This window comes from Mycolicibacterium tusciae, assembly GCF_002086795.1.
Taxonomy (GTDB): Bacteria; Actinomycetota; Actinomycetes; order Mycobacteriales; family Mycobacteriaceae; genus Mycobacterium; species Mycobacterium tusciae.
Genome location: NZ_MVIM01000005.1, coordinates 304,292 through 327,991, shown reverse-complemented (window position 1 = coordinate 327,991; position 23,700 = coordinate 304,292). Strand labels below are relative to the sequence as shown.

Genomic DNA, 23,700 nt, shown 5'->3' with positions numbered 1-23,700 from the left:
GATGTCCGACCAACGGACGTGCACGGGCGCTACAAAACCATGTGTCACCCAGACGTCCCCGTTCCACTCGTCCGAGTCATGCTGCGAATCTGGCGGGCGGCCACCGACAGGGTGGCCAGGTCGAGTTCTCCGCCCTCGTAGATCTCGGCGAGCGTCCGCCGCGCACGGCCGACGCGCGAACTGTTGGTCGACTCCCACTCGGCGATCTTCTCCTCGCCGGTCTCGTCGGGCTCGCCCACCGCCAGCACGTCGAAGCACAATGCACGTAGCGAACCGTAGATGTCGTCGCGAATCGCCAACCGCGCCAAAGAATGCCAACGGTCATCGCGTTCGAGCCGTGACACCGCCGTGAGCAGGCTGTCGGTGTTGAAGTGATCCATCAACGCGAAGTACGTGTCCGCGACCTCGGCCGGTTCGCGGTCGACAATGTCCGCGATGTCGATGACGTCGAGCAGGCTGTACTGGTACAGCCCCGTCGCGATCATGTAGGCCAGGTCGGAAGACACTCCCTGCGAACTGAACTCGCCGGCCTCCTTGGCCACGATCGCCTGGTCGTCGCCGCGGAGCCACTCCGACATGCGCGGAGTCAAGGCGGCGACTTTGGCCGCGAACCGATTGATCTCGGCGCCTACCGCCAGTGGTTGCGGCCGGTAATTGAGCAGCCAGCGCCCGGCCCGGTCGATGAGCCGCCGCAGATCCAATGTCATCCGGTCCGACACCACCACCGAGACCCCGCTTTCGCTGGCCGCGCGGATCTGACGCAACACCTCGCCGATCCGGAAGATGGCGTCGGTCGCCGCATAGCTTCGGACCGCGTCCACCGGCCCCACGCCGACGTCTTCGGCGACCCGGTAGGCATAGCTGATGCCGCTGGTGTCGACGAGGTCGTTCACCAGCATCGTGGTGACGATCTCCCGACGCAGTTGGTGCGTACGGATGTCGGCGGTGAACTCCTCGCGAAGCCTGAGCGGGAAATACAGCGGCAGGCGGGCAGCGAACGCGTCCTGATCGGGCAGGTCGCTGGCGAGCACGTCGTCCTTGAGAGCGAGTTTGACGTGAGCCATCAGCGTCGCGAGTTCCGGTGAAGTCAAACCGATTCCGATCTCGGTGCGGCGCACGATCTCCTTCTCGGATGGCAACGCCTCGAGTTCCCGGTTCAAGCCGCGATCTCGCGCGAAATCCTTGATCATGCGCGCGTGCACGTTCAGCAGGCTTGCCGCGTTCGCGCGACTGGTGCCCAGCAGGTCGTTCTGATCCACGTTGTCCTTGAGCACCAGACGACCGACCTCGTCCGTCATCGACAGCAGCAGTTCGGTACGGTCCTCGGGCTTGACCTTGCCGGCGGTGACGAGCGAGTCGATCAGGATCTTGATGTTGACCTCGTGGTCGGAGCAGTCGACGCCCGCCGAGTTGTCCAACGCGTCGGTGTTGATCCGGCCACCGGTGAGATCGAACTCGATGCGTCCCAGCGATGTCACGCCCAGGTTGCCACCTTCGCCGATCACCTTGGCGCGCACCTGATTACCGTTGACCCGCACGGGATCGTTGGCGCGATCGCCGACGTCGGCGTCCGATTCGCTTTCGGCCTTGATGTAGGTGCCGATGCCTCCGTTGAACAGCAGATCCGCCGGCGCCTTCAGGATCGCCTTCATCAGGGCGGGTGGGGTGAGTTCCTCGACGCCGTCCTCGATGCCCAGCGCGGCGCGAGCCTGCGGACTGATCGGGATGGCCTTCTGTTCCCTGCTGTAGACACCGCCGCCCTCGCTGATCAGCGAAGTCTCGTAGTCCTCCCAGCTGGACCGCGGAAGTTCGAAGAGCCGCTTGCGCTCGTCCCAGGATCTCGCCGCGTCGGGATCCGGATCGATGAAGATGTGCCGATGGTCGAAGGCGGCGAGCAGCCGAATGTGCTTGGACAGCAGCATCCCGTTGCCGAACACGTCGCCGCTCATATCCCCGACACCGACGACGGTGAAGTCCTCCGACTGTGTGTCGACGCCCATCTCCCTGAAATGGCGTTTGACCGATTCCCACGCACCTTTGGCGGTGATACCCATCGCTTTGTGGTCGTAGCCCACCGATCCGCCCGACGCGAAGGCGTCGCCGAGCCAGAAACCGTAGGACAGCGCCACCTCGTTGGCGATGTCCGAGAACGTGGCGGTGCCCTTGTCGGCGGCGACCACGAGATAGGCGTCGTCGCCGTCCCTGCGCACCACGTCGGCCGGCGTCACGACCGCCCCGGTGACCTTGTCGACGTTGTCGGTGACGTCGAGCAGACCTGAGATGAAGAGTCGGTAGCACGCCACGCCCTCGTTGCGTTGGGCGTCGCGGTCGGCTGCGGCGTCGCCGGTGGCCGGGGGCGGGTCCTTGACGACGAACCCACCCTTGGCGCCGACCGGCACGATGACGGCGTTCTTCACCGCCTGAGCCTTTACGAGACCGAGGATCTCGGTGCGGAAGTCCTCCCTGCGATCCGACCAGCGCAGTCCGCCGCGGGCCACATGCCCGAATCGCAGGTGTACGCCCTCGACGCGCGGCGAGTACACGAAGATCTCGAATCTGGGCCGCGGCAGCGGGAGTTCGTCGATCAGGCCGGGGTTCAGCTTGAAGGACAGGACGTTTCGTGCGCGTGCGGACTCCCGCCGGGTGACGAAGTAGTTGGTGCGCAGCGTGGCCTGAATCATCGACGCGAACGCGCGCAGGACTCGGTCGGTGTCGAGACTGACCAAGGCGTCGATGTCGGCGGCGACGGCTGCTGCGGCGGCCTGGGCGTCGCGTCGTCGCGGCGCGTCTTCCGTCGGGGAGGTCGGACTGAATAGCGCCTCGAACAGCTCGACCAGCGACCGCGCCGTCGCGGCGTTGTCGTTGATCACGCTCTCGATGTGTGACTGGCTGTACGGAAAACCCGACTGCTTCAAATATTTTGCATAGCTGCGCACAACGGCTACCTGCTGCCAGGTGAGGCCGGCCCGCAGGACGAGTTCGTTGAACCGGTCGATCTCGGCGCGGCCGTGCCAGATCGCGGTCACCGCATCGGCGAAGCGCGTCTGGGCGGCATCGCGTTCAGGGCCCGGTGGCACCTCCGGTATGGAACTGTGCGGCGACATCTTGAATTGATAGATCCAGACCGGCAAGCCGTCGGGTCGGGTCACGGTGAACGGCCGTTCCTCGAGCACCACGACACCCATCGATTGCAACATCGGCAGTAGGGCACTCAGGGAGGCGGACTGCCCACCGAGATACAGGGTGAGCTGCGCGATGTGTTCCTCGACGGCGTCCAGGAGAACTGGCTTGATCGAATTGTCCTGCAGCTCTTCGATGATGGCGATGTCGTTGATCGCTTCATGCGGGGCGAAGGCCTGTTTGTAGGACTCCGAGAACGCCGACGCATAGTGCGCTGCCTTGGCTTGGTCGATGGAACCGGTCCTGACCGCACCGGTCAGCAGGTCACCCCATGTGCGAGCCGCCTCGGTCAGCAGACCCTGAATGCGGGTTTCGTTCTCCATCGAGGCATCGATGTCCGCCGGACGCGAGCCATCGGGCATACGTACCGTGAAATGCACAACGGCCCATGGCGATTCGCTGACACGCGCGGTGTACTCGATGCTTACCCCGCCGAGCTCGCGGACCAGGATGTTCTGCATCTCCAGCCGCACGTCGGTGGTGTAGCGGTCACGGGGCAGGTACACCAGACACGAGACGAAATGGGCAAGCGAATCGGCCCGCATGAACAGCAGGGTGCGGCGCCGCGACCCGAGGTCGACGACCGCCTTGACCATGTCGAGCAGTGCCCGTGCCGACAGCGCGAACAGCTCCGAACGGGGAATGGTCTGGATGATGTCGAGCAGCAACTGGCCCGGGTGACTCGGATCGCGCTGCGACAGCGCCAACGCCTCGCGCACTCGCCCGGAAATCAGCGGTATTTCAAGCACATTGGCATTGGTCGCCGCAACGGTGAACAGGCCGACGAAACGGTGTTCTATCACCGTCGGACCCAACTGCTCGCGTACGACGACGATGTAGGGGTACGCGCCGTAGCGAAGGTAGCTGGGGATGGTCGCCTGAGCCAGCGCAAGCAGCTCGTCGCTGTGCGTCAGCTGCGGCAGCACATCCTGGCGCAGCCGGAGTACGCCGAGCCGGCTCGCCGGGTCTACCGAAGAGCGACCATTGTCAACGGAGCAGCGTTGGTAGCCGAGCAGCACGAAGTGCCCGTCGGCGAGCCAACGCAGTAGCGCTGCAACGTCTTTGCGATCCCGTCCGGGGAATCGGCCGTTGTGGTCGTTGTCGAGCTCGAACGCCAGCTGGCGCATCGAGGCACCCATCGCGTTGGAGTCCAGCGCGACCTGTCGGGCATCGGCCAGGACGCCGGGCAGCAACTGGGCAACCTGGGTGAGCGCGCCGCTGTCCGCGGCTTGGCCGAGTTGAACATGGATCCAGGACTCATCGACGCCTTCACGAGACGCCGCCGAGTCGGCGGACGGCCGGATGTCCAGCAGATCGCCGTTCGGGCTTCGGCGCACTCGGAAGACGGGGTTCATGATCGCCGAGTACGAGACGCCGAATCGGTGCAGCAGCACTGTCACCGAATCCATCACCATCGGGCTGTAATCAGTGACGACCTGCATCGCCGGACCGAATCCCGTCGGGTCGTCCCCGCCGTACACCGCGACCCGGGTTTCGCCGGCCGCCCGACGCTGCCCCAGGCGATGATGCGCGGTCACCAGCGCCGGGCCCATCATCTGGCGCGACGACATGTCTACCGGCAGGGTCAGCGACGCGTCGGATGCCGGTGCATCGTGGGGGCCGCGGTAGGTGTCGAGATAGGCGTGCGCGAGCCGCGCGACGTCTTCCGGGCTCAGCGCGTGTGGTGCTGAAGGTCCGGCGCGACCGGGACCAGCTGGTCCGCCGATGGCTCCCGGATTCACCGACATGCGACGCTCCTCGCCTGTACCCGTGGACCGCCCGTCATTGGACGTCGTCGCCGGCTCGACGAGCAGGCGACCACGTGGTCCGCACGATGGACACTAGTCTCGCGTGAGGCGGCGGTGGGTCACCCTGTGCGGACGTGCCGCGTCGGCACCGAGCCGCTCGATCTTGTTCTCCTCGTAGCCGCCGAAGTTGCCCTCGAACCAGAACCACTTGGCCTCGTTGTCGTCGTCGCCCTCCCACGCCAGGATGTGCGTGCACGTGCGGTCGAGGAACCAACGATCGTGCGAGATCACGACTGCACAGCCGGGGAAATTCTCCAGCGCGTTCTCGAGCGAGGACAGCGTTTCGACGTCGAGGTCGTTGGTCGGCTCGTCGAGCAGAATCAGGTTGCCGCCCTCTTTGAGGGTGAGCGCGAGGTTGAGCCGGTTGCGTTCACCACCCGACAGCACGCCGGCGGGTTTCTGCTGATCCGGCCCCTTGAAACCGAACGCCGAGACATACGCCCTGGACGGGATCTCGTTCTGCCCGACCTCGATGTAGTCCAGCTTGTCGGAAACCACTTCCCACACGGTCTTCTTGGGGTCGATACCGCCGCGGCTCTGGTCGACGTAGCTGAGCTTGACCGTCTCACCGACCTTCACGGTGCCGCTGTCCGGCTGCTCGAGACCGACGATGGTCTTGAACAGCGTGGTCTTACCGACACCGTTGGGGCCGATGACGCCGACGATTCCGTTGCGCGGAAGAGTGAACGACAGGTCCTTGATGAGGGTGCGTCCCTCGAAACCTTTGTCGAGATGCTCCACCTCGACGACCACGTTGCCGAGGCGCGGGCCGACCGGGATCTGAATTTCCTCGAAGTCGAGCTTGCGGGTCTTCTCCGCCTCCGTGACCATCTCTTCGTAGCGCCCGAGGCGGGCCTTGTTCTTGGCCTGCCGCGCCTTGGCGCCAGACCGGACCCAGGCCAGCTCCTCCTGCAGTCGCTTCTGCAGCTTGGCATCCTTGCGACCCTGAACGGCGACGCGCTCAGCCTTCTTCTCCAGATAAGTGGAGTAGTTGCCCTCGTACGGGTAAGCGCGTCCGCGGTCGAGCTCGAGGATCCACTCCGCGACGTTGTCCAGGAAGTAGCGGTCGTGGGTGACGGCCAGGATGGCGCCCTTGTAGCTGGCGAGGTGCTGTTCGAGCCACAAAACGCTCTCGGCGTCGAGGTGGTTCGTCGGCTCGTCGAGCAGCAGCAGGTCGGGCTTGGACAGCAGCAGCTTGCACAGCGCCACCCGTCGCTTCTCGCCACCGGACAGGTGGGTGACGGGCTCGTCGGCCGGTGGGCAGCGCAGCGCATCCATCGCCTGTTCGAGCTGGGAGTCGATGTCCCACGCGTCGGCGGCGTCGAGCTCCTCCTGGAGCTTGCCCATCTCCTCCATCAGCTCATCGCTGTAGTCGGTGGCCATCAGCTCGGCGACCTCGTTGTAGCGGTTGAGCTTGGCCTTGATCGCAACGCCTTCTTCGACGTTCTCGCGGACCGTCTTGGTCTCGTCGAGTTCCGGCTCCTGCATCAGGATGCCGACCGTCGCACCCGGTTGTAGCAGCGCGTCGCCGTTGTTGGGGGTGTCGAGCCCGGCCATGATCCGCAAGACGCTCGACTTACCAGCCCCGTTAGGACCGACAACGCCGATCTTCGCGCCTGGAAGGAAGTTCAGACTGACGTCGTCAAGGATGACCTTGTCGCCGTGCGCCTTGCGGACCTTCCGCATCGAATAGATGAATTCGGCCATGCCGTGGTGTTGCCTTTCAAAAGAGGGTCGAGTCGTTTATCGCCGCCGACCATCCTAGGCGTGGCCCCTACGGTCGAGCCGACCGTGTGCCTGCGGCTACGCCGACAGTGGCAGCTCCCGGCCTGACTCGTCGGCGGCGCCATCATCACTGGCGTCGGAGGTTTCGTCGGCAAGGTCGGTGACCTGCGCGTCGGCCGGTTGTTTGGCCCGGTCGATGCGGGCGGTGCAGCGGGCCAGATCTGGCCCAACGGATGTCGCCCGCACCTCGACCGACGAGCGCCGGTTGCCGTCACGGTCCTCGTACTCGCTCGTGTAGACGTGTCCGACGACGATCACCGGATCGCCCTTGACGAGTCCGGCGCTGGCACCGGCGACCGCGCGGCCCCAGCAGGTCACCGTCACGAACAACGAGTTACCCGGCTCCCATGTTCCTTCGGCAGTGCGGCGGCGGGAATTGCTGGCGACGCGGAACCTGACCATCTCCTGCTCGCCGACCTGGCGGTGGATCGGATCGGTGACGATATTGCCGACGATGTGAAACGGCGTCTCGAACATGATGCTTCCTTTCATTACGTGCGACGGCCGGCGACCCGGCGCGTCGGTGACACCACCATTGACCGTCGGGCCGCCGACATCGAGACCGCGGACGGTCGGCGCCGCCCCGCGGCTGTGGATGAATCCGCCATTGTGGACAGACCGCGGCTCAGCCTCGGATGAAGCCCTTGTTTCGCATCAAAAAGTCGGCGAGAAACCCGTCATGCGGGATGTGCGGGGCGCTGAACCACGTGGGAAACCGGCCGCCGTAGACGTTCGGGATCGACGGCTCGTCGACCAGGTCGGCCACCAGCTGCTGGTCCTCGGTGATCGCGGTGACCACCAGCGATCGGCGCAGCGGTTCGAGTCCGTTGTCGCGCGCCCACGTCGACACCCACACGCACGGGAATGCCAGTTCGGTGTTCAACCAGACTGCATCGGGGCGCGGGAGCAGGTGAACAGCAGGGCGCAGGGCGGCGGTCCCGTCACCGAGATCGGCGACCACCTGATCGGCGCCCAGCAGGGCCGTCGTCCCGGCGGCGCGAACGCCGAGGAATTCCGCGATCGACCGCGCGGCGGCCGTCGACATCACCGGCAGCACAGCCGCCTCGTCGCTGATCGACAGCGGAGCCAGAGTCGAGAGCCGTTCCGCAATCGCGTCGGCCACCGCCGCGGCGTCACCCTCGACCAACACCGCGGTGGCGTTGACGCACGCCGTTCCGCCGAATGTGCAAATCGACTCGACGATCATCTCGAGATGTTCGCGCCAGTCCTGATCGGCGGTCACCAGGATCTTCGCCCGCCCGGGTCCGTTCACCCAGACCGACGGATCCAAGGCGAACTTGTCGACCACGTCCTGGCCGCCGTAGACCATCGCAAGATCCGCCGCACGAATGATGGCGTCGGCACCCGCGTAGTCGGTAGGCAGATAACAGACGTCCTCCGCACGAAATCCACTCTCGCGCAAAGCGGTGATCAATCGCTGTCCGGTGAAGGGTTCGCGACGCGACGGTCGCACGGCCACTCGATATCCCAATGCGAGCGCCTGCGGCCAAAGTCCGTGCACCCCTGGGGCGTTGCCCGACGCGTGCACCGCGAACACCTCGCCGCGCCGGGCCCACACTGCGCCGCCGCCGTAGATCGCCCGGTGATCACGTTCGGCGCCACGTGGCTGGGCCGCGCGCAGCGATTGGTCCACCGCGGCCACCTGGTCCGCCACGCTGCGCGCACCCGCACGCGTCACCGCGATCGGCAGACCCGACACCCGGCTGGCCATGTCGACGTAGCCCTCGAAGTCAAGCCCGGCGATCTCATCGGACAGGAACATCGTCGCCGCGCGAGCCAGTGCCGCCCCGCGCTCCGCGGCGGGCAGGGGCCGCGTCTTGCGTAACGCGTTGACGGTGCGCGCCACATAGAGCGGAGGCACGACGGTCATCTCGGCGACCGGGGAGCCGGAGACGTCGGTGATCAATTCGCGCTTGCGGGTTCGGTATTCGCCGCCGGGCCCCAGGGCGTCGAGGACGGTCAAGGTCAGTACACGCCCTCGATGACCACTTCGCCTTCGAAGTTCGCCACCGGCGCGACCTCACTCAGCGAATCCCCGATCTGGCCGGACAATCCCGGCATGCGAATCGCGCTGTCGCGTTCGAGGTTGTTCGGGATGAACATGCCCTTGCTGACGTGGTTCATCACCACCTGACCGCGCTGCCCCTGCCCGACCCGCTCGCCGGTGTCGGGGTCGACCACCCGGAAAACGATGTACGGCGCACGGGGATGGAACACGAACCGGCCATCCGGTGCCGAGTGGGTGATCGCCTGCGACAGGATCATCGTGCTGCCGAACGCCATCGTGATCGTGGTCTGCGGGAAGATGTCTCGCAGTAACTCCAGTGTGTCGACGTCGACATGCGCGCCACTGAGCAGCACATAGCGGATGCGCTCGTTGACCACATCCACGAGACGGTCGTTGCGCGCGATGGCGTCGAACAGCGGCGGCGACGTGTGCAGATTGGCGATGTTCTGGGTCTGCAGAATGAACTGCGCCTGTTCGAGGACATGGTCGACGTACATCGACACCTCGGCGGCGGCGCCGCGTGCGGTGAGCTTCTTCACCCAGCGCGGATCCAAGTCGACGCCGTGAAAGGCCGATCCCAACCGCCGCGAAACCTCGCGCGAGAAGTAGCCGACGCCGTGCGGACCGCTCGGCATCAGGCAAGCCAATCCCCTGCCGCAAACGAAGCCACCTGTCACGAAATCCTCTACCTGCCAACGGGTTACCTGCTCGACCCAATCGGGCAGCTGGACGGTGCGCTTCGGCGCCCCGGTGGTTCCGCCCGATTCGAAGATCAGCGGGATCGGCGCCGGGTCTCCGTACCCGCGCGGGATCAGATCCTCCACAGGGGCATCGCGGAGCTCACGGAGCAGGTTCGGAAACCTGCGAAGATCGCCGAAGGTCGTGACCTCGGTCAGCGGGTCGAAGTCCAGGTCCTTCGCCGCCCGTAGCCAGAACGCGCAGCCGGTGTCGTCGCCGAAATGCCATGCGATCGCGGCGCGCAGAAACGCGTTCGGATCCTCGACGGGTCGGTCGCGCGGAACGTCCAGCAACGAGAAGTCGACACCGGTCACGGCACCAATAGTGTCACCGCCGGGTGGCATGCAGCGTGACGTATCTCGCGAAAATGCGTGCGTTAACTTCCCATTCGGCAAGCGTTTACCGCGCGCGGCGGCGACGATGCCCCGTACATTGAAGCCCCATGAGCGAGGACCTGGAGTTGGTGGTGTTCGGCGCGCACCTGCGGGGTGGACCGCTGTCGCACGAACTCACGGAATTGGGCGCGCAGTGGGCCGGCGAGATCACGACAGTACCCAGGTACCGGATGTCGGTGCTACCGACTGACCCGCCCAAGCCCGCCGTCACCCGCGTGCCCGACGGCGCTGCGGGCGCCTCGATCATGGGTCACCGCTGGCTGCTCTCCCCACGGGCACTCGGCTTGTTCCTCGCGGCGCTGCCCGCGCCCATGCAGCTCGGCAAGGTCGAGTTCGACGACGGCACATGGCGAACCGGATTCAGTTGCGATGCTTCAGCCGACACCGGTCCCGACATCAGTCACTATGGCAGCTGGCCCGCCGCCGTTGCGGCACGGGCGGTCTAGCGACCGCTACTGGGACGACTCCTCGCGACGGGCAAGCTCGGCGAGCATCCTGTTGTAGGCGGCGAGGTCGGCCTCGTCGTCTCGATCGGCGGCACGGTCCAGCCTCGTGGCGGTGCGCTCGTCGCTGCGGCGCCACTGGATCAGCAGTGCGGCCATCACGATGACGAGCGGTAACTCGCCTGCGGCCCAGGCGATTCCACCACCAAGCCGTTGATCGCCGAGCAGGTCGTTGTGCCAGTACAGCTGCAACGACTTGTAGAACGGCTCTCCCAGGACCGTGTTCGTGCTCATCAACACGACCCCGAAGAACGCGTGGAACGGCAGGGAGGCGAACACCATCCCGACCTTGCCCAGCGGCGGGATCGGCCGCGGCGTCGGGTCGACACCGATCACCACCCAATAGAACAGGTAGCCGGTCAGGAGGAAGTGCAGATTCATCGCGAGGTGGGCGGGGTGGCTGTCCACCGCCGCGTCGAAGATGCCGCCGAAGTAGAGCCCGTAGAACCCCGCGACGAACAGGAAGGTCGCGACGAACGGATTGGTGAGCACGCGCGACACCCGAGAATGCAGGGCGGCGAGCAGCCACTCCCTCGGCCCCGGCGGATCGTCGCGGCCAGCGGCGGGTAGCGCCCGCAATGCGAGCGTGACGGGAGCCCCGAGCACGAGCAGGATCGGCGCGAGCATCGACAGCAGCATGTGCGCGGCCATGTGCATGCTGAACATGGCCGGCATATACCGGCCGACGCCTGATGACGTGGCGAACAGGAGCACCAGGCAACCCAAGAGCCATGCCACGGTACGGCCGATCGGCCACGTGTCGCCCCGGCGCCGCAGCCTGATGACGGCAGCCACGTACACGACCGCGAACACGATGGCGGCCGTGCCGAATACCAGGTCGAAGCGCCAGTCGAACAGGATGCGGGCCAGGGTCGGTGGACCTGCGAGGTCGTAGCCGATTTCGATCACCGGGATAGAGGGATTGAAGATCGGGGGCGCAGGAGGCGGTGTCCGCCCCAGCGCGACGGCGATACCGAACGTCAGGCCGAACACCGCCGCTTCGGCGAGCGCGAACCTGATCAACGGGGCGCGCGCCCCAGGGTCCGCGTCCAGCGCGGCAACACCGCGACGGCGTTGCACCCAACCGAGCGCCCCGAGTACGCACAGCGCCGCCGCCTTGGCCAGGATCAGCCGGCCGTACGCGGTGTCGAATAGATCTGAGGGCTGCACCCGGACGAGAGCGTTGACGACACCGCTGAACGCCATGGCGACGAAGCACCACAGTGCGACCGCCGAGAATCGACGCGCCGCCAGGTAGGCATGCTCGCCACCGCGCAGCGCGTGCACCAGCAGCGCCAGCAACCCGCCTGCCCAGAGCGCGCCGGCCACGAGGTGGATGAGCAGGCTGTTGGTGGCCAGATCATGGGAACCGCCCGAGGCCGAGTGGCCGGTCAACGCCAGCGGCAGCAGGGTGGCCAGGGCCCCGGCGAACAGCAGCGGGGTCGGCGACCAGCGCAGGACCGGGATGCTGGCGATGGTCACGCCAGCGGCGATGACGGCGGTCCACCGCCACGCCCCGGCGATCTCGACCAGACTCGCCACCGACCAGATCGCAGACGGATCCAGACGCGAGGAGATGGGCTGCCCGGTGACGTCGGACACGGTCAGCGGGACCAGCAACGCGGCGCAGACGGTCCACACGCCGGAGGCGACAGTGCCGAGCCGCAGCGCACGGTAGCCGCCCGCGTCGAGCACCCCGTTGGCCTGCGGGGGCACCAGGAATGCGGCGAACAGGAACGACCCGACCGCGATCACGGCGGCGATCTCCCCCGCTGCGCGGACAAACGGCAGGCCGTAAGTGGTTACCGGGCCCGGATCGGGCAGCCCCGTCGCCGTCAGCGCATCCGTGAGCGACAGCGCGGCCAGACCCGCGGCGACCGCGCCGGCCAGCACGGCGACACCGACCAGCACCGGCCACACCGGGCCGGTGCGCACGCGGGATGCGACCGTGGTCATCTGTTCAGCGTATGGCGTGGCCGTGCGCCAACCCGCAGGCGATATCCGGAAGGCGTGGTGGGCGAGCCGCTAGGCCGGCTCGGTGCGGAGTTAACTGCCCAGGCTGCGGCGCGCGACCTCACGCGCATAGAACTGCTCGCGGGAGAACTGCTCGACCTTGTCCATGTCGCGCAGAATGCCGCGCAACTCGGCGGCGAACGCTGCGCGTCGCTCGTCCAGATCGGCGGCCGGTGTCAGCAGATCCTGGTCGGCGACCACCTGACGCGCTGTCGCGAACAACAGGGCGGACACCGACTCATTGCTCTGCACCCGATGCTGCGCGCGGTATTGGTTGCCAAGCCCCAGCGCTCGCTTGGTCAGCGCCTTCTCGTCGACGTCGGGGGGCGACTCACGCAACACGTCCGCCACGATCTCGTACGCCTCGAAGAACGGTCGCAGCATCGCACTGGCGATGAGCGGGCGTTTGGCGCGCAGCACGCTGTCGACGTCTCCCGACGCGACGTGCGACTCCCAGTCCTGGTGCCAGGACATCTCTTCGGCGACATGCTCGCGGAACGCGGCGGAGTCGGCGAAGTAGAAGTCGAACTTCAGCAGAGCGCGCAGCCGCATCGCCTGGCTCCAAAACGCTTCCAAGCGGTCACCTTCGGCGCGCCCGGAGTACGCCAGCGCCAGGTCGACGATCGACGTTTCGAGGAACGCGTCGATGAGCGTGTTGCGGTAGAACGCCGCTTCGTGCTCGTCCTCGGGCGCGATCCGCCACACCGGCTCGCGGCCACCGTCGACACACGTGACCGGATGACCGTTGGACAGTGCGTCGAGTGCGGCGCGCACTCCGTCGGCAGTGCGCAATCGCAGCGCGCTGTTGGTCATCGGAGTCTGCTTGCGCTCCAGATAATCCAGCGCGTCCTGCAACGTGTGGTGCAGCTGATCGAGGGTCAGGGCGACACCGCGGGTGGTCAGCAACAGCGCCGACACCAACGCGGTCGCATTGACCGGCGTTGCCCGCAGGATCCGCCACGACACCTCGAAGGCCATCTTCTGCATGGCCAGGCGTTTGGCGGCCTCGTCGGTGGCCATCGGACCGTGTGGGGCGCCGAGGTATTCGCGCATCGACACCGCCGCGGGAAAGCGGACGTAGATCTTGCCGTAGTTGCGTTCGCCCTGCGCCTTGATGAAGTTGTACATCCAGGACAGACCCTCGGGCGTCTTCTCGCCTCCTCGCGCGTACGCGGCGTATTCGGCGGTTTCGTGCAGCTGGTCGAAGCTGATCGATACCGGTTGTAGCAGGATGTCGTCGCTGCGACCATCGAGATACGCGTCAGCGACGTAGGCGAGCAGACCGAGCTTGGGCGGCAACATCTTTCCAGTGCGTGAGCGGGTGCCTTCGATAGACCAGCTGAGGTTGAAGCGCTTCTCGACGATGTAGCCGACGAATTGGCGCAGCACGTATTTGTACAGCGGGTCGTCGAGCTTGCGGCGCAGGAAGATCACGCCCGAATGACGCATCAGCGGTCCCATGAACCCGAAGGACAGGTTGATGCCCGCGAAGGTGTGAACCGGTGGCAATCGGTTCTCCTGCATCGCCACCGGCACGATCACACCGTCGAGGTAAGACCGGTGAGAGAACAGCAGCACCGCCGGATGGTTCTCCAGGCTGTCGCGCATCGCCTCGACCTCGGCGCGGTCGTAGTCAACGTTGGGATCGAACCCGCGGCTGAAGATGGCGCGGCCCAGCGACGGGATCAGGTCGACCGAAAAGCGACTCCAGCCGGTGGAGAGCTCGTCGAGCATCTCCCCCGCCTTTTCGACGGTCGCATCCGGAATCTGTTCCAGGCCTTCGCGAAACCGCGATGAGGCCAGGATCTCCGGCTTCATCAGGCGCGGGGACTTGTATTCCGGTCCCAGCAGACGCAGCTCGACGCGTTCGATCGCCAACGCTGCGCGGCGCATCACGAATCGCGCGAACTCACGAGAGTTCTCGGCGACCGTGGTGTCGGCCCACTGCTGCCGAAGCTCCGAGACCTTCGCGGGCTCACCGGCGACCACCCGCGCACGAGACGGATCCTTGCGCAGGATGCGGCGCTGGATAAGCTCCGGCGGCCGGTAGGTGTCGCGACCCGACAGCAGCGACACCACCTTCGACCGGGTCGGTAGTCCGCCCGGCACCCAGAACACCCGCACGGGGACAACGGACCGATCCTCGTCGGCCTCGAGTTCGGCAACTAGCTGAGCGAGTACGCCGGCGGGCGGATCGTCGTGGGGCAGTCGCAATACGTCGACCTTTGCGTCGGGATGCTCGCGGCGCTGCTGTTCCAGCCAGTCATTAAGCAGTTCCTGCTCGGCCGGCGACGACACCGATGCCAGCACCAGCGAGTCGTCGGTAGCGGTGAACGGTGCCATCTGGTCCGCGGTGGGTTTCACGGCCGGCCCTTCGGTGTGGCCTTTTTCGTCGCCGTCTTCTTGGCGGCGGTCTTCTTCGCCGCAGCCTTGTTGGCGGTCGATTTGGCGGCCGATTTCTTGGCAGGGGCCTTCTTGGCCGCCTTCTTCGCCGCCTTCTTGGGAGCCGCGCGGCGGTACAGCTCCGGAGTGGGCAGCTCGTCCCGCGGCCAGTCCCTCAGCGTGTCGAGGTAGAGGTCGCGTACCTCGGCGATGCGCTCGGACAGGTTGTCATGAGTCCAATCGTCGACGGGGATCGGCGGGTACACGACGACGTCGACGATGCCGGGATTGAACGTGCTCGAATCGCGGGCGGCGATCACTTCGGCGTTGCGAATCACGATGGGCACGATGGGGATTCCCGCCGACATCGCGATACGGAACGGGCCCTTCTTGAACGGGCCGACCTCGGTGGTGTCCAGCCGGGTGCCCTCGGGTGCGATGAGGATCGACAGCCCCTTGCGCGCGAGCTCCTCGACCTTCTTCAGTCCCTCGATCGCCTTCTGCGGATCGTCACGGTCGATGAACGCCGCGTCCATGATCCTGCCCATCGTGCCGACGATCGGGTCCTTCTCGAGTTCCTTCTTGCCGACCGACGTGAAGTTGGATTCGACGAGCCGCCCGGCGATCAGCGGGTCGGCCTGGTTTCGGTGATTGAAGATGAACACCGCGGGCCGTTCGGCCGTTAGGTTCTCCTTGCCGACCACATTGAGATCGACGCCGATGGTCGTGAGGAGCGTCCGGCCGAACGTCGACGTGAAGAAGTTGACGCCGGTGCGCCGGTTGCGGGTGAGCAGGCCGAGCCCGATTGCGCCTGCGGCGATCGGCATCATCGTCGCGATGCCCGCGGCGGTGCGCAGCTGTGACACCGGGCTGCTGCCACTGCGGCTGCTGAATCTCAGCACCGGCCAGCCACGTTTGGCGGCGACCGCCGCGAGCTTGCCCGCCGGGTTGGTGGGCCGCGGATTGCCGACCAGATACATCAGCGCGACGTCTTCGTCACCGTCGGCGTAGAAATAGCTCTTTGCCAGGTCGACGCTGTTCTCGGAGGCGAACGCCTGCACCGCCCTGGCCTTGCCCGGGCCCCAGATGATGGGCCTGAGCACCTCGCCGGTCAGCAGGCCTTGCTCGTCGGTCTCGAACTTGTTGCTCAACACGTTTTTGATGCCGAGGAACCGGGCGACCGGCTCGACCTGCACCGTCAACGCCGACGAACTGAGCACCACGGTGTGGCCGCGGGCCATGTGCGCGCGCACGAGCTCGCGCATCTCGGGATAGATGCGGCTCACGATCTTCTGGACGAACAGACGCTCGGCCAGCTCGTCGATGTCATCGAGGGAATTGCCACGCAGCATGCGGGCGCCCTTGCCGATGAGGTCCTCGAATTCGGAGCGACCGAGTTGGTGGTTGAGCCCGGCCTGCACCATACCGATGAACTCCCCGACCGACATCTGGCGGCGACGTAGCCGGTCCTGCGTCATGACCACACCGGTGAAACCGGCGACCAACGTGCCGTCGAGATCGAAGAACGCGCCGACCTCAGGTCCGGCCGGACTCGCCTCGATTTCGGCGACCGAGCCGGGCAGTCGCATGGTCTTGCGGATGGCCGGCGAGGCCTGGCCGTTTCCCGAAGTCATTGCAGCGCACTTCCGTTCGGTGAGATTTGGGCAGCTTCGGGCGGGTCCGCCGAGAACGACGCCGGCTCTGCGCGGCCGTCGCCGCCCAGAGCGAGGACTTCGTCGAATCCCGACAACACGCAGCGAGCCCACAGGTCCGGGTCGTTGATCGCGGCGCGGTCGTAGCGCGTGGTGATGGTGCAGTACCCCGCCCGAGAGATCAGCACCACCATCATCGCCACACCGGGCAGCGGGCCAATTCCATACTGCCGCAGAATCTTTGCCCCGGCGATGAAGGTGTCACCCGCGTAAACGGGCACGTTGCTGGCCTGCACATCGGAGTTGACGATGGAACCCGCCATCGATTCGAGCACCGAGTCAGGCAACAGGCTGATCACCGGGGCGATGGCGCCGACCATGTCGATCGCCCGCTCCTCGCGCTTGCTCGTCATCTGTGAGCGGATGTTCTTGATTCGCACCTCGGGGTCCTGCAGCCCGATCGGCGCGGCGAGATTGACTCCGGCGAAACGGTTTCCGCCGGCGGGGTCGGCCTCGGATCGCAGGTTGACGGGTACCGCCATCGGCAACGCGTCGATGGGAACGCCTTTGGCCTCGTGGTAGAGGCGCAGCGCGCCGCACAGGCCGGCCAGGTACGCGTCGTTGATCGAGCCACCCGCCGCCTTGGCCGCGCGATGCAGGTCGCCGAACTTGATGTCGATGGCCTCGCTGCGCGACGACAGGCTGCGTCTGCGCAGCACCGGCGACGGCTCGGCGACCGGTCCCAGCACGCGGGCACCGGACATCGCGTAGCCGACGACGCTGCCCAATCGCGAGACCGGGTCGCGGATCGCCTCGGTCACCACATGGGCGGCGCCGGCCACCACACCCCGCGCGCGACCCGCGATCGTGCCGGGGAGACGCCGAACCCCTTGCCGCATCAAGTCGTTGGGTGAGAGGTCCTGCGGAATCGGCAATGGCGGGATTGCTCGCGGCGCGGGTTCGCGTTCGAGGTCGTAGATGTTGGCGAACATCTCGACGGCACCGACGCCGTCGGTGATGGCGTGGCTCAGGTGCATCATGATCGCAGCACCGCCGCCTTCGAGCCCCCCGATCAGCGTCGCGGTCCACAGCGGCCGGGAGATATCGAGCGGCGACTGTGCGGCGACGTCGGCGAGGTCCAGCACCTGGCGCAGGGTGCCCGGTTCGGCGATCCGGATTCGGCGAACGTGGAAGTCCAGGTTGAAATCGGGATCGATGACCCACCGCGGCGCCACCGTCGGCAGCGTGGGCGTGACGACCTTCTGCCGCAGCCGCAGCACCTTGCGTGAGGCGTTGTCGAACCGTCGCCGGAACTGCTCCCAGTCCGGCTCGGCGTCCAGGATCTCCACGGTCATGATCCCCGACCTGGTGCGTGGGTTGGCCTCACCACGATGCAGGATCTGATCGAACGCGCTCAGTTCCTCCGGGAGTCCGTCGGCGTCGAGGTCCGGCACATCGCTCATTACCCGTCGCTCCCCTTCCCATAAGGCCCGGTCGGTGGTCACCACGCTAGTCCGCTACGCGGCAGCGCGACGGGCCTTTAGTGGCTGTCGCGATGCGTTAACGGACTCGGCAGCTCACGGAAGGCTGCAGCGTCCAGAACTCCCGCTTGCTGTCCGTTTTTGCTTGGAGCAACACGAAGCGTGACCGACGTGCCATACGCGTCGGGCCGCACGTAATAGCATTCGTCGGTTTCCGGGCAGTAGATGCACACGGTGTCGATCGCACTTTTGTCCATCGGCGTCATGTGAGTCCCGTTTCGATCCGCCCACATTGACCGAAATTGGACTTTGATGGCGCCCGTGCGCGCCGATCGGTACTTCACCTGAAGACGGTTGAAGTGTCCGGCTGCGTACGCGACGAGGTCGAACGGAGCATGCTCCGTTGCTGGGAACAGGACCGTAAACCCCTGACTCACCAAATCGGCGTGAACCTTGGCGATGCCCAAGTCACCTTTGTCTTTTGTATGGTGCGCCATTTCACCCAGAGTAGGGGATGACCCGTCCATCGGTTAGCGGGAATTCCGCTAAGGTGGATGCGCTGCCTTCGTAGCTCACCGACAGAGTGGCCCGATATCCCAGTATCGCTATGGTCGGGCGGCGTATGTGAAAGGAGAACGACGGCTACGTGTAGGTGTCGTTGCGATACGTAGGTAGTTTCTGGGTCGCGTGTCGTATCACTTGCCCCCGTGGCGCAACGGATAGCGCAGCGGATTTCTACTCCGTAGGTTGCAGGTTCGAATCCTGCCGGGGGCACCAGGTCAGACCCTATTTTTGACTGCGGCGTGCGATATACGTGCAAGATAAGCGTTCAGACGACCGTTGTCCCTGGCGGGAGCCGGACACGCGACGTGACCAGGTTGACGGTGCGCTGCCAGTCATCATGTTGCCGCCAGGCTTAAACGTCGGCGAACGGGCGGCGAGCCGTCGGGCGTTACCCCTAATATTGCTCGGACTGGCAGAGTTTGGGCCAGCGGCGCAGTGAACAGGGGGGTGGATAGTGGCCCGAGCACCCATTGATCCGTCCGCCCTGACGTGGGCGCGCGAGACCAGCCGTGTGACGGTGGACGACCTTGCTCGCGCCATGAACGTCAAACCGTCCCGAGTCATCGAGTTCGAGTCCGGCGACGCGGAACCGACCTTCCGGCAGCTAACCCTCATGGCAGGGAAGCTCGACCGACCATTGGGTTTCTTCTTCGCGCCGCCGCCCGCTGCATCTGATGTGCCGGACACCGCAGACTTCCGAGGGCGGTCCGACGGAAGTCTTCCGCCGGACCTGGCGAAGGAGATGCGCCGGGCGGAGCAACACCGAGATGCGATGCTCGAACTTGGCGGCCGTCCCGAGCGCCGCGTGGAGGTCGGACCCGTCACCTGGGAAACCATCGCTGAGCGCGCATCTGATCTGCGGGGGAAATTCGGCCTCACCGACACATTCGTACCCCCTGAATCCTCCAACAATCAGGTGTTCAGTTTCTGGCGCGGACTACTCGAAGACAACGGAATTCTCGTTCTTCAGACGACGAAAATACCACTCGAAACCTTCCGAGGGCTGTCCGTTCATCATGATGAATTGCCCGTGGTGATTGTTAACGGGGGTGATAGCCCAGCCGGGCGCACATTCACCCTATTTCATGAGGTCGCACACCTAATCAACAGAACTAGCGGGCTGTGTGCGCTACGGGAGACCGTGAACGAGGAGGCGCTCGCCAACAATTTCTCCGCTGCTTTCCTTATGCCGGAGACTGCGGTGCGAATGAACATTCTGGATGACGTGGAACCTGGCAAGGTTGCCGACCACCTGGCGCGGCATTTCAAGGTGAGTGCGTTAGCGGCGGCAGTTCGGCTGCGCAGGCTTGGGTTCATCTCCGACAGCGATCTCGATGGCATCAGAGCGGCGAGCGAAGAACAGTGGGAGCAGGCTCGACAAGCGCAGAAACAGGGCACGGGGTTCGTGCCGCCTTGGCGACTCCGCTATCGCGATCTGGGGCCGAGTTACATCGGCACGATTGCGCGCGCTCTCGAAGATCGCCGGGTCGATCTGGTGGATGCGACCTACCTGCTCAACGCACGTCTGCCGATGGTTGAGCAGATGCTCGATGAGTATTACCGAACCGGCGGCGCTGAATGAAATTCACGCTCGACACGAATATCCTCATCGGTTTGCAACGGAACTATCCGCGAGATATTTTTCCAGGACTTTGGGAGAGCATCGAGGCGTCAGTCTCATCGCAGGATAGCTGTGTATGCGAGGCGGTTCTCCGTGAGATAAAGCGCGGCGGCGACGATCTCCATAAGTGGGCGAAGGACCTACCGGGGTTCGTCTGTGCGGTCTCCGGTGCTGAGTTGACGACGGTTGCAGAAATTGCCCGTGCCCATCCTGGGTGGGTGCAGGGCCAACTCAACGAGGCTGATCCGTTCGTTGTTGCTCACGCAAAGGCGGAGCGGTCAGTCATCGTCACCGAGGAGAGCCGCAAAGGTCCGAACACGGACGACAAGAATCAGAAGATTCCGAATATCGCCGATGAGCACTCAGTTGCAACGATGAAGTTCTTCGACTACGTGCGGACGAATGGCTGGGCGTTCGCCCGCACATAATGCGCACCCTCGGACTCCCGGATAAGACTCAGCCGACTAGGCGACCTCGGTGAACGTCGGCACCCACCCACCGCATTCGTCGCAGCCGCGAAGGCGGACCACCGTCACGTCGCCCCGCGCGTAGGCCACCGCGTCCTGATTCGACACATGGCGTAGTGCGCGCTGAGCCTCGATGTCGGTCAACGGTTCTGGGCAGCATCGGGCGCAGTAGCAACCGGCGGGCTCCGCGGCGGTCGCGGGATGGGTTAAGTCGGTGCGCAGCTTCGCCCGGCCCGCCCTGGCCAGTCCCCCGCCGCCGGACGGGCCGACGGTGCGCGCGGTGGCAATGCAGCCTGTCATCGCCCACCGATCTGGCGCGTCATCCACTGCGGCGGCGGTGGCACCTTGCCCTCCCGCGCGCGGCGGGCGACGTCCATGGGGCTGACGATTCTGATGGGTTCGGTGATGGCGTGGGCCAGTACGTCGTAGGCCACCACCGCCGCCGCCACCCGGTCAGGCTGGTGCTGCCCGGCTTCCCACGTCACGGCCTGCGCCTCGAAGTCCGGCAGGAACCCCGCCACCCGTGCGCGTCCGGTTTCCAGCGCGGCGAGCAGGCCGGTGGAACGGGCCACAGCGTCGCCCTTGCCCCGGTCGGTGCCCTTGGGTGGCCACCCGGTGACGCGGATGGGCCGGTCCACGCGGAACCGGGCCAGCACCTCGGTGACGAGCCGGGTGTAGGTGGCCCGCGCCGCAAACGCCTCCACCGCGATCTCTGACGCACCCACGTCTGCGGCGAGTTGCACGGCGCGCACCGCCCAGGCGTCCGATGTCATCCGGGCCGACACGTCGGCGATGAGCGCCACCACCCCGTCGGCGGTCAGCGCGGCGGCGATGATGCCGGTCTCGTCGCCCTCGCCGGAGTCGGCGGGGTCCACGCCGACGACGATCTTGACCGTCCCCGGCGGGGCGGCGGGCAACCGCCACGTGTCGATCCACGCCGCCTTAATCAGCCCGCCCTCGGGCGTCGTGGGGGTGCCCAAATACATTGCGGCCCATGCCCGCGACCCGACCTCGGACTTGATCTCGCGGAACTGCTCGGCGGTGCGCCCCACCGCGCTGGTCATAGCCACGCCGCTGCGTTCGCGGCCCAGCGCGTCGGGCACCCCGGCGGTGCTGATGGCCGGGATGTTCACACACCGCCACCGGCTGCCGGGTTCGGCGAGCAGCGACCCGGCGAGGTCGTCGGGGTGCCACCGCGTGAGCACGACGATGGCCGACGCGCCGGGCATCAGCCGGGTCATCAGGCTGGCCTTGAACTCGGCGGTGAGCCGCCGCCGGTAGGCGTCCGAGTCGGCCTCCTGCGCACCCTTCACCGGGTCATCGACCAGCAGCACCGACGCGCCGAACCCGGTGGTGCTGGACAGGATTCCGCCCGCCAACATGCCGCCCCGGTGTCCGGCCACCCGCCACCGACCGACAGCCTGCTTGTCCGCCGCCAACTCGATGCCGACGACGGCGGGGTTCTCGGCGATCAGCCGTCGGGCGGCGGCGCTGTGCTCCTCGGCCAGGGCGTCGCCGTAGGACTTCACGATGACCTCGGCGTCGGGGTCGCGCGACAGCAGCCACACCGGGAGCACCTGCGAGGTGAGCACCGACTTGCCGGTCCTGGGCGGCATGGTCACGATCAGCCGGGCGTCCGGCATCTCCACCGCGCGCACCAGTTCGTCGGACAGCAGCTTGATGGCCGGGGTGACCACGTAGCCGGGAATGAGCCGCCGGGCCAATTCCGCCGGGGTCGCGGGCCGCCGCCGTTGGCGCGCTGACGCGATGGCACGGGCGGCGGTCATCGACACGATGGGGTCGCGTCGGCGGTCGGTCGTCGCGGTCACGCGGCCCTCCGTTGCTTGGGATTGAAACCGGCACACTCGGCGGTCCACAGGTCGGCCCGCCGCCACTGGTGCCCGCAGCCGTCGCACACGTAGTCGCACACCAACCCTCTGCCGCCGCGCCAGGTGACGGCATCCGGCTCGGTTTGGGTGGCCAGGCGCACGCAGCGGTCGGCGTGATGACCCGCCGGGTTGCACCGGGGGCAGTAGTCCGGCAGCCAGAAGTCGTGGAACGGGTCAACTGACGGGGTGGCGGTGGGGGTTGTCACGGTGGGCTCCTCGGGTGTGTCGTCGTTGGGTGAGGTGGAGTCCCTGCGTGGTTGTGGTCGTCGGTTAGGTCATGCGGGAACCGGACGCATACCGGCCCGCAGCCCCGCGAGTTGCGAACTGCCCGGCCCGCCGCCGTCGGTGATGCCCAACGCCGCGCACACGTCAGTGTGGGTCGCCTCCCCGGTGTCGTAGAGCCGTCGGGCCACGCGGATGACGGCGGGCCATGTCCGCTCGACCAGCGGGGTGACGGCGTGCCCGAGATGCGTGCCGCCGGAAGCGATCAGCATCCGGTCGTCCTTATAGCCGCCCGCGTTGAGGATCGCGAACACCTGGCGCTGCGTCGGGCGGTTGTCACGGCCACCGGCGCGGAACTTCGCCTGCGCCCACGGCCCCGCATACGCGATCTCGGGGTCACGCCCGTGGGGCGTGTCGGCGAACGAGGCGAGACCATCGACACCCCACACGCGACTGTTGGACACCACCGCGCTGCGGAGTTCGCCGCCGAGGGCGACACCAGCGACGGCGTGGGCCGCTTCGTGAACGCACACTTCGAGGTGATGCCGTTCGCGCGTGGTGAGGTCGGCCATCGTCAACGGGCGTCGGCGGGCATTGGTGGTGCCGGTCATCGGTCTGTCCCTTCGGGTGTGGTGGTCATTGCGGCGCGTCGGAGGTGGTGGCCGACGCCGGGACAGCGGTGCGGAACACATCCGGTCCACCACCGTCCCGACCCCGACCGTTCGCCGACACGGGAGACTCTGAGTCGTTGCGTAGCAACAGTTTCCGCGCGTTCTTCTCGCGCTCCTTGGCCATGCGGACAGCCCACCGCGCCGCGCCCGCATCGAGGTAGGCGTCCAGACACGCCGTGCACGTCCAACCGTGGACCGATCCCTTGTAGGTCAGGCACGGCCCACCGCAGCGCCAGCAGACGGCGATGCCGTCGTCGGTGGCGGTCATCGTGTCGGCTTCGGGTTCGGCGGTCATCGTGG

Annotated in this window: 17 protein-coding genes, 1 tRNA gene and 1 pseudogene; 4 read left to right on the top strand and 15 right to left on the bottom strand. The window is 66.3% G+C overall.

The window, feature by feature from the left end; genetic code table 11:
- Positions 1–44 precede the first annotated feature (44 nt).
- From BST47_RS12410 to BST47_RS12390, 5 genes are all read right to left on the bottom strand, one after another.
- Positions 45–4,928: an NAD-glutamate dehydrogenase gene (locus BST47_RS12410; RefSeq protein ID WP_083125810.1), complete on the bottom strand. Its 4,884-nt coding sequence runs from the start codon at positions 4,926–4,928 to the stop codon at positions 45–47.
- Between the two features lie 93 nt (positions 4,929–5,021).
- Complete coding sequence (gene ettA, locus BST47_RS12405) at positions 5,022–6,695, bottom strand: energy-dependent translational throttle protein EttA (RefSeq protein ID WP_083125809.1); 1,674 nt, start codon at positions 6,693–6,695, stop codon at positions 5,022–5,024.
- Positions 6,696–6,791: 96 nt separating this feature from the next.
- Positions 6,792–7,250, bottom strand: coding sequence for a single-stranded DNA-binding protein (gene ssb, locus BST47_RS12400; protein ID WP_083125873.1), 459 nt, complete (start codon positions 7,248–7,250; stop codon positions 6,792–6,794).
- Positions 7,251–7,398: 148 nt separating this feature from the next.
- Positions 7,399–8,757: an aldehyde dehydrogenase family protein gene (locus BST47_RS12395; RefSeq protein ID WP_107528941.1), complete on the bottom strand. Its 1,359-nt coding sequence runs from the start codon at positions 8,755–8,757 to the stop codon at positions 7,399–7,401.
- A gap of 2 nt (positions 8,758–8,759) precedes the next feature.
- Positions 8,760–9,884 carry an AMP-binding protein gene (locus tag BST47_RS12390; RefSeq protein WP_083125808.1) on the bottom strand — a complete coding sequence of 375 codons (1,125 nt, stop codon included), beginning with the start codon at positions 9,882–9,884 and terminating at the stop codon, positions 8,760–8,762.
- A 113-nt stretch (positions 9,885–9,997) separates the two neighbouring features.
- Here BST47_RS12390 and BST47_RS12385 point away from each other — a divergent pair.
- Positions 9,998–10,381: pseudogene (locus BST47_RS12385) on the top strand (allophanate hydrolase-related protein); the annotation flags it as partial.
- A 6-nt stretch (positions 10,382–10,387) separates the two neighbouring features.
- Here BST47_RS12385 and BST47_RS12380 read toward each other — a convergent pair.
- The 5 genes from BST47_RS12380 to BST47_RS12360 form a co-directional block, all read right to left on the bottom strand.
- Positions 10,388–12,394, bottom strand: a complete 2,007-nt coding sequence (locus BST47_RS12380; protein WP_083125807.1) for a bifunctional copper resistance protein CopD/cytochrome c oxidase assembly protein — start codon at positions 12,392–12,394, stop codon at positions 10,388–10,390.
- A 90-nt stretch (positions 12,395–12,484) separates the two neighbouring features.
- Positions 12,485–14,815 (bottom strand): glycerol-3-phosphate 1-O-acyltransferase, encoded by a 2,331-nt coding sequence (locus BST47_RS12375; protein ID WP_083125806.1) that lies wholly within the window; start codon positions 14,813–14,815, stop codon positions 12,485–12,487.
- The gene (locus BST47_RS12370) at positions 14,812–16,467 is read right to left on the bottom strand and encodes an HAD-IB family hydrolase/lysophospholipid acyltransferase family protein (protein WP_083125805.1); all 1,656 of its coding nucleotides are present in this window, start codon (positions 16,465–16,467) and stop codon (positions 14,812–14,814) included. Before BST47_RS12370 ends, BST47_RS12375 begins: the two co-directional genes overlap by 4 nt.
- Positions 16,464–17,948: a wax ester/triacylglycerol synthase family O-acyltransferase gene (locus BST47_RS12365; protein ID WP_083125804.1), complete on the bottom strand. Its 1,485-nt coding sequence runs from the start codon at positions 17,946–17,948 to the stop codon at positions 16,464–16,466. The genes BST47_RS12370 and BST47_RS12365 overlap by 4 nt, the downstream gene beginning before the upstream one ends.
- Before the next feature lie 77 nt (positions 17,949–18,025).
- Complete coding sequence (locus BST47_RS12360; protein ID WP_234809673.1) at positions 18,026–18,463, bottom strand: group I intron-associated PD-(D/E)XK endonuclease; 438 nt, start codon at positions 18,461–18,463, stop codon at positions 18,026–18,028.
- A 204-nt stretch (positions 18,464–18,667) separates the two neighbouring features.
- Between BST47_RS12360 and BST47_RS12355 the strand changes: the two genes are divergently transcribed.
- The 3 genes from BST47_RS12355 to BST47_RS12345 all read left to right on the top strand — a co-directional run bounded on the left by BST47_RS12355 (position 18,668) and on the right by BST47_RS12345 (position 20,579).
- Positions 18,668–18,743, top strand: a tRNA-Arg gene (locus BST47_RS12355).
- A gap of 241 nt (positions 18,744–18,984) precedes the next feature.
- Positions 18,985–20,112 (top strand): XRE family transcriptional regulator, encoded by a 1,128-nt coding sequence (locus BST47_RS12350; RefSeq protein ID WP_011856340.1) that lies wholly within the window; start codon positions 18,985–18,987, stop codon positions 20,110–20,112.
- Positions 20,109–20,579 (top strand): DUF4411 family protein, encoded by a 471-nt coding sequence (locus BST47_RS12345; protein WP_011856341.1) that lies wholly within the window; start codon positions 20,109–20,111, stop codon positions 20,577–20,579. Before BST47_RS12350 ends, BST47_RS12345 begins: the two co-directional genes overlap by 4 nt.
- A gap of 36 nt (positions 20,580–20,615) precedes the next feature.
- Here BST47_RS12345 and BST47_RS12340 read toward each other — a convergent pair whose 3' ends face one another.
- The 5 genes from BST47_RS12340 to BST47_RS12320 all read right to left on the bottom strand — a co-directional run bounded on the left by BST47_RS12340 (position 20,616) and on the right by BST47_RS12320 (position 23,695).
- Positions 20,616–20,918: a hypothetical protein gene (locus tag BST47_RS12340; RefSeq protein ID WP_011856342.1), complete on the bottom strand. Its 303-nt coding sequence runs from the start codon at positions 20,916–20,918 to the stop codon at positions 20,616–20,618.
- Positions 20,915–22,405 carry a terminase large subunit domain-containing protein gene (locus tag BST47_RS12335; RefSeq protein WP_011856343.1) on the bottom strand — a complete coding sequence of 497 codons (1,491 nt, stop codon included), beginning with the start codon at positions 22,403–22,405 and terminating at the stop codon, positions 20,915–20,917. Before BST47_RS12335 ends, BST47_RS12340 begins: the two co-directional genes overlap by 4 nt.
- Positions 22,406–22,443: 38 nt before the next feature.
- On the bottom strand, positions 22,444–22,713 hold the full coding sequence (locus BST47_RS12330) for a hypothetical protein (RefSeq protein ID WP_011856344.1): 270 nt from the start codon (positions 22,711–22,713) through the stop codon (positions 22,444–22,446).
- 69 nt (positions 22,714–22,782) lie between these two features.
- Positions 22,783–23,340, bottom strand: a complete 558-nt coding sequence (locus BST47_RS12325; RefSeq protein WP_011856345.1) for a hypothetical protein — start codon at positions 23,338–23,340, stop codon at positions 22,783–22,785.
- A gap of 25 nt (positions 23,341–23,365) precedes the next feature.
- Positions 23,366–23,695 carry a hypothetical protein gene (locus BST47_RS12320; protein WP_011856346.1) on the bottom strand — a complete coding sequence of 110 codons (330 nt, stop codon included), beginning with the start codon at positions 23,693–23,695 and terminating at the stop codon, positions 23,366–23,368.
- Between the last annotated feature and the right edge of the window lie 5 nt (positions 23,696–23,700).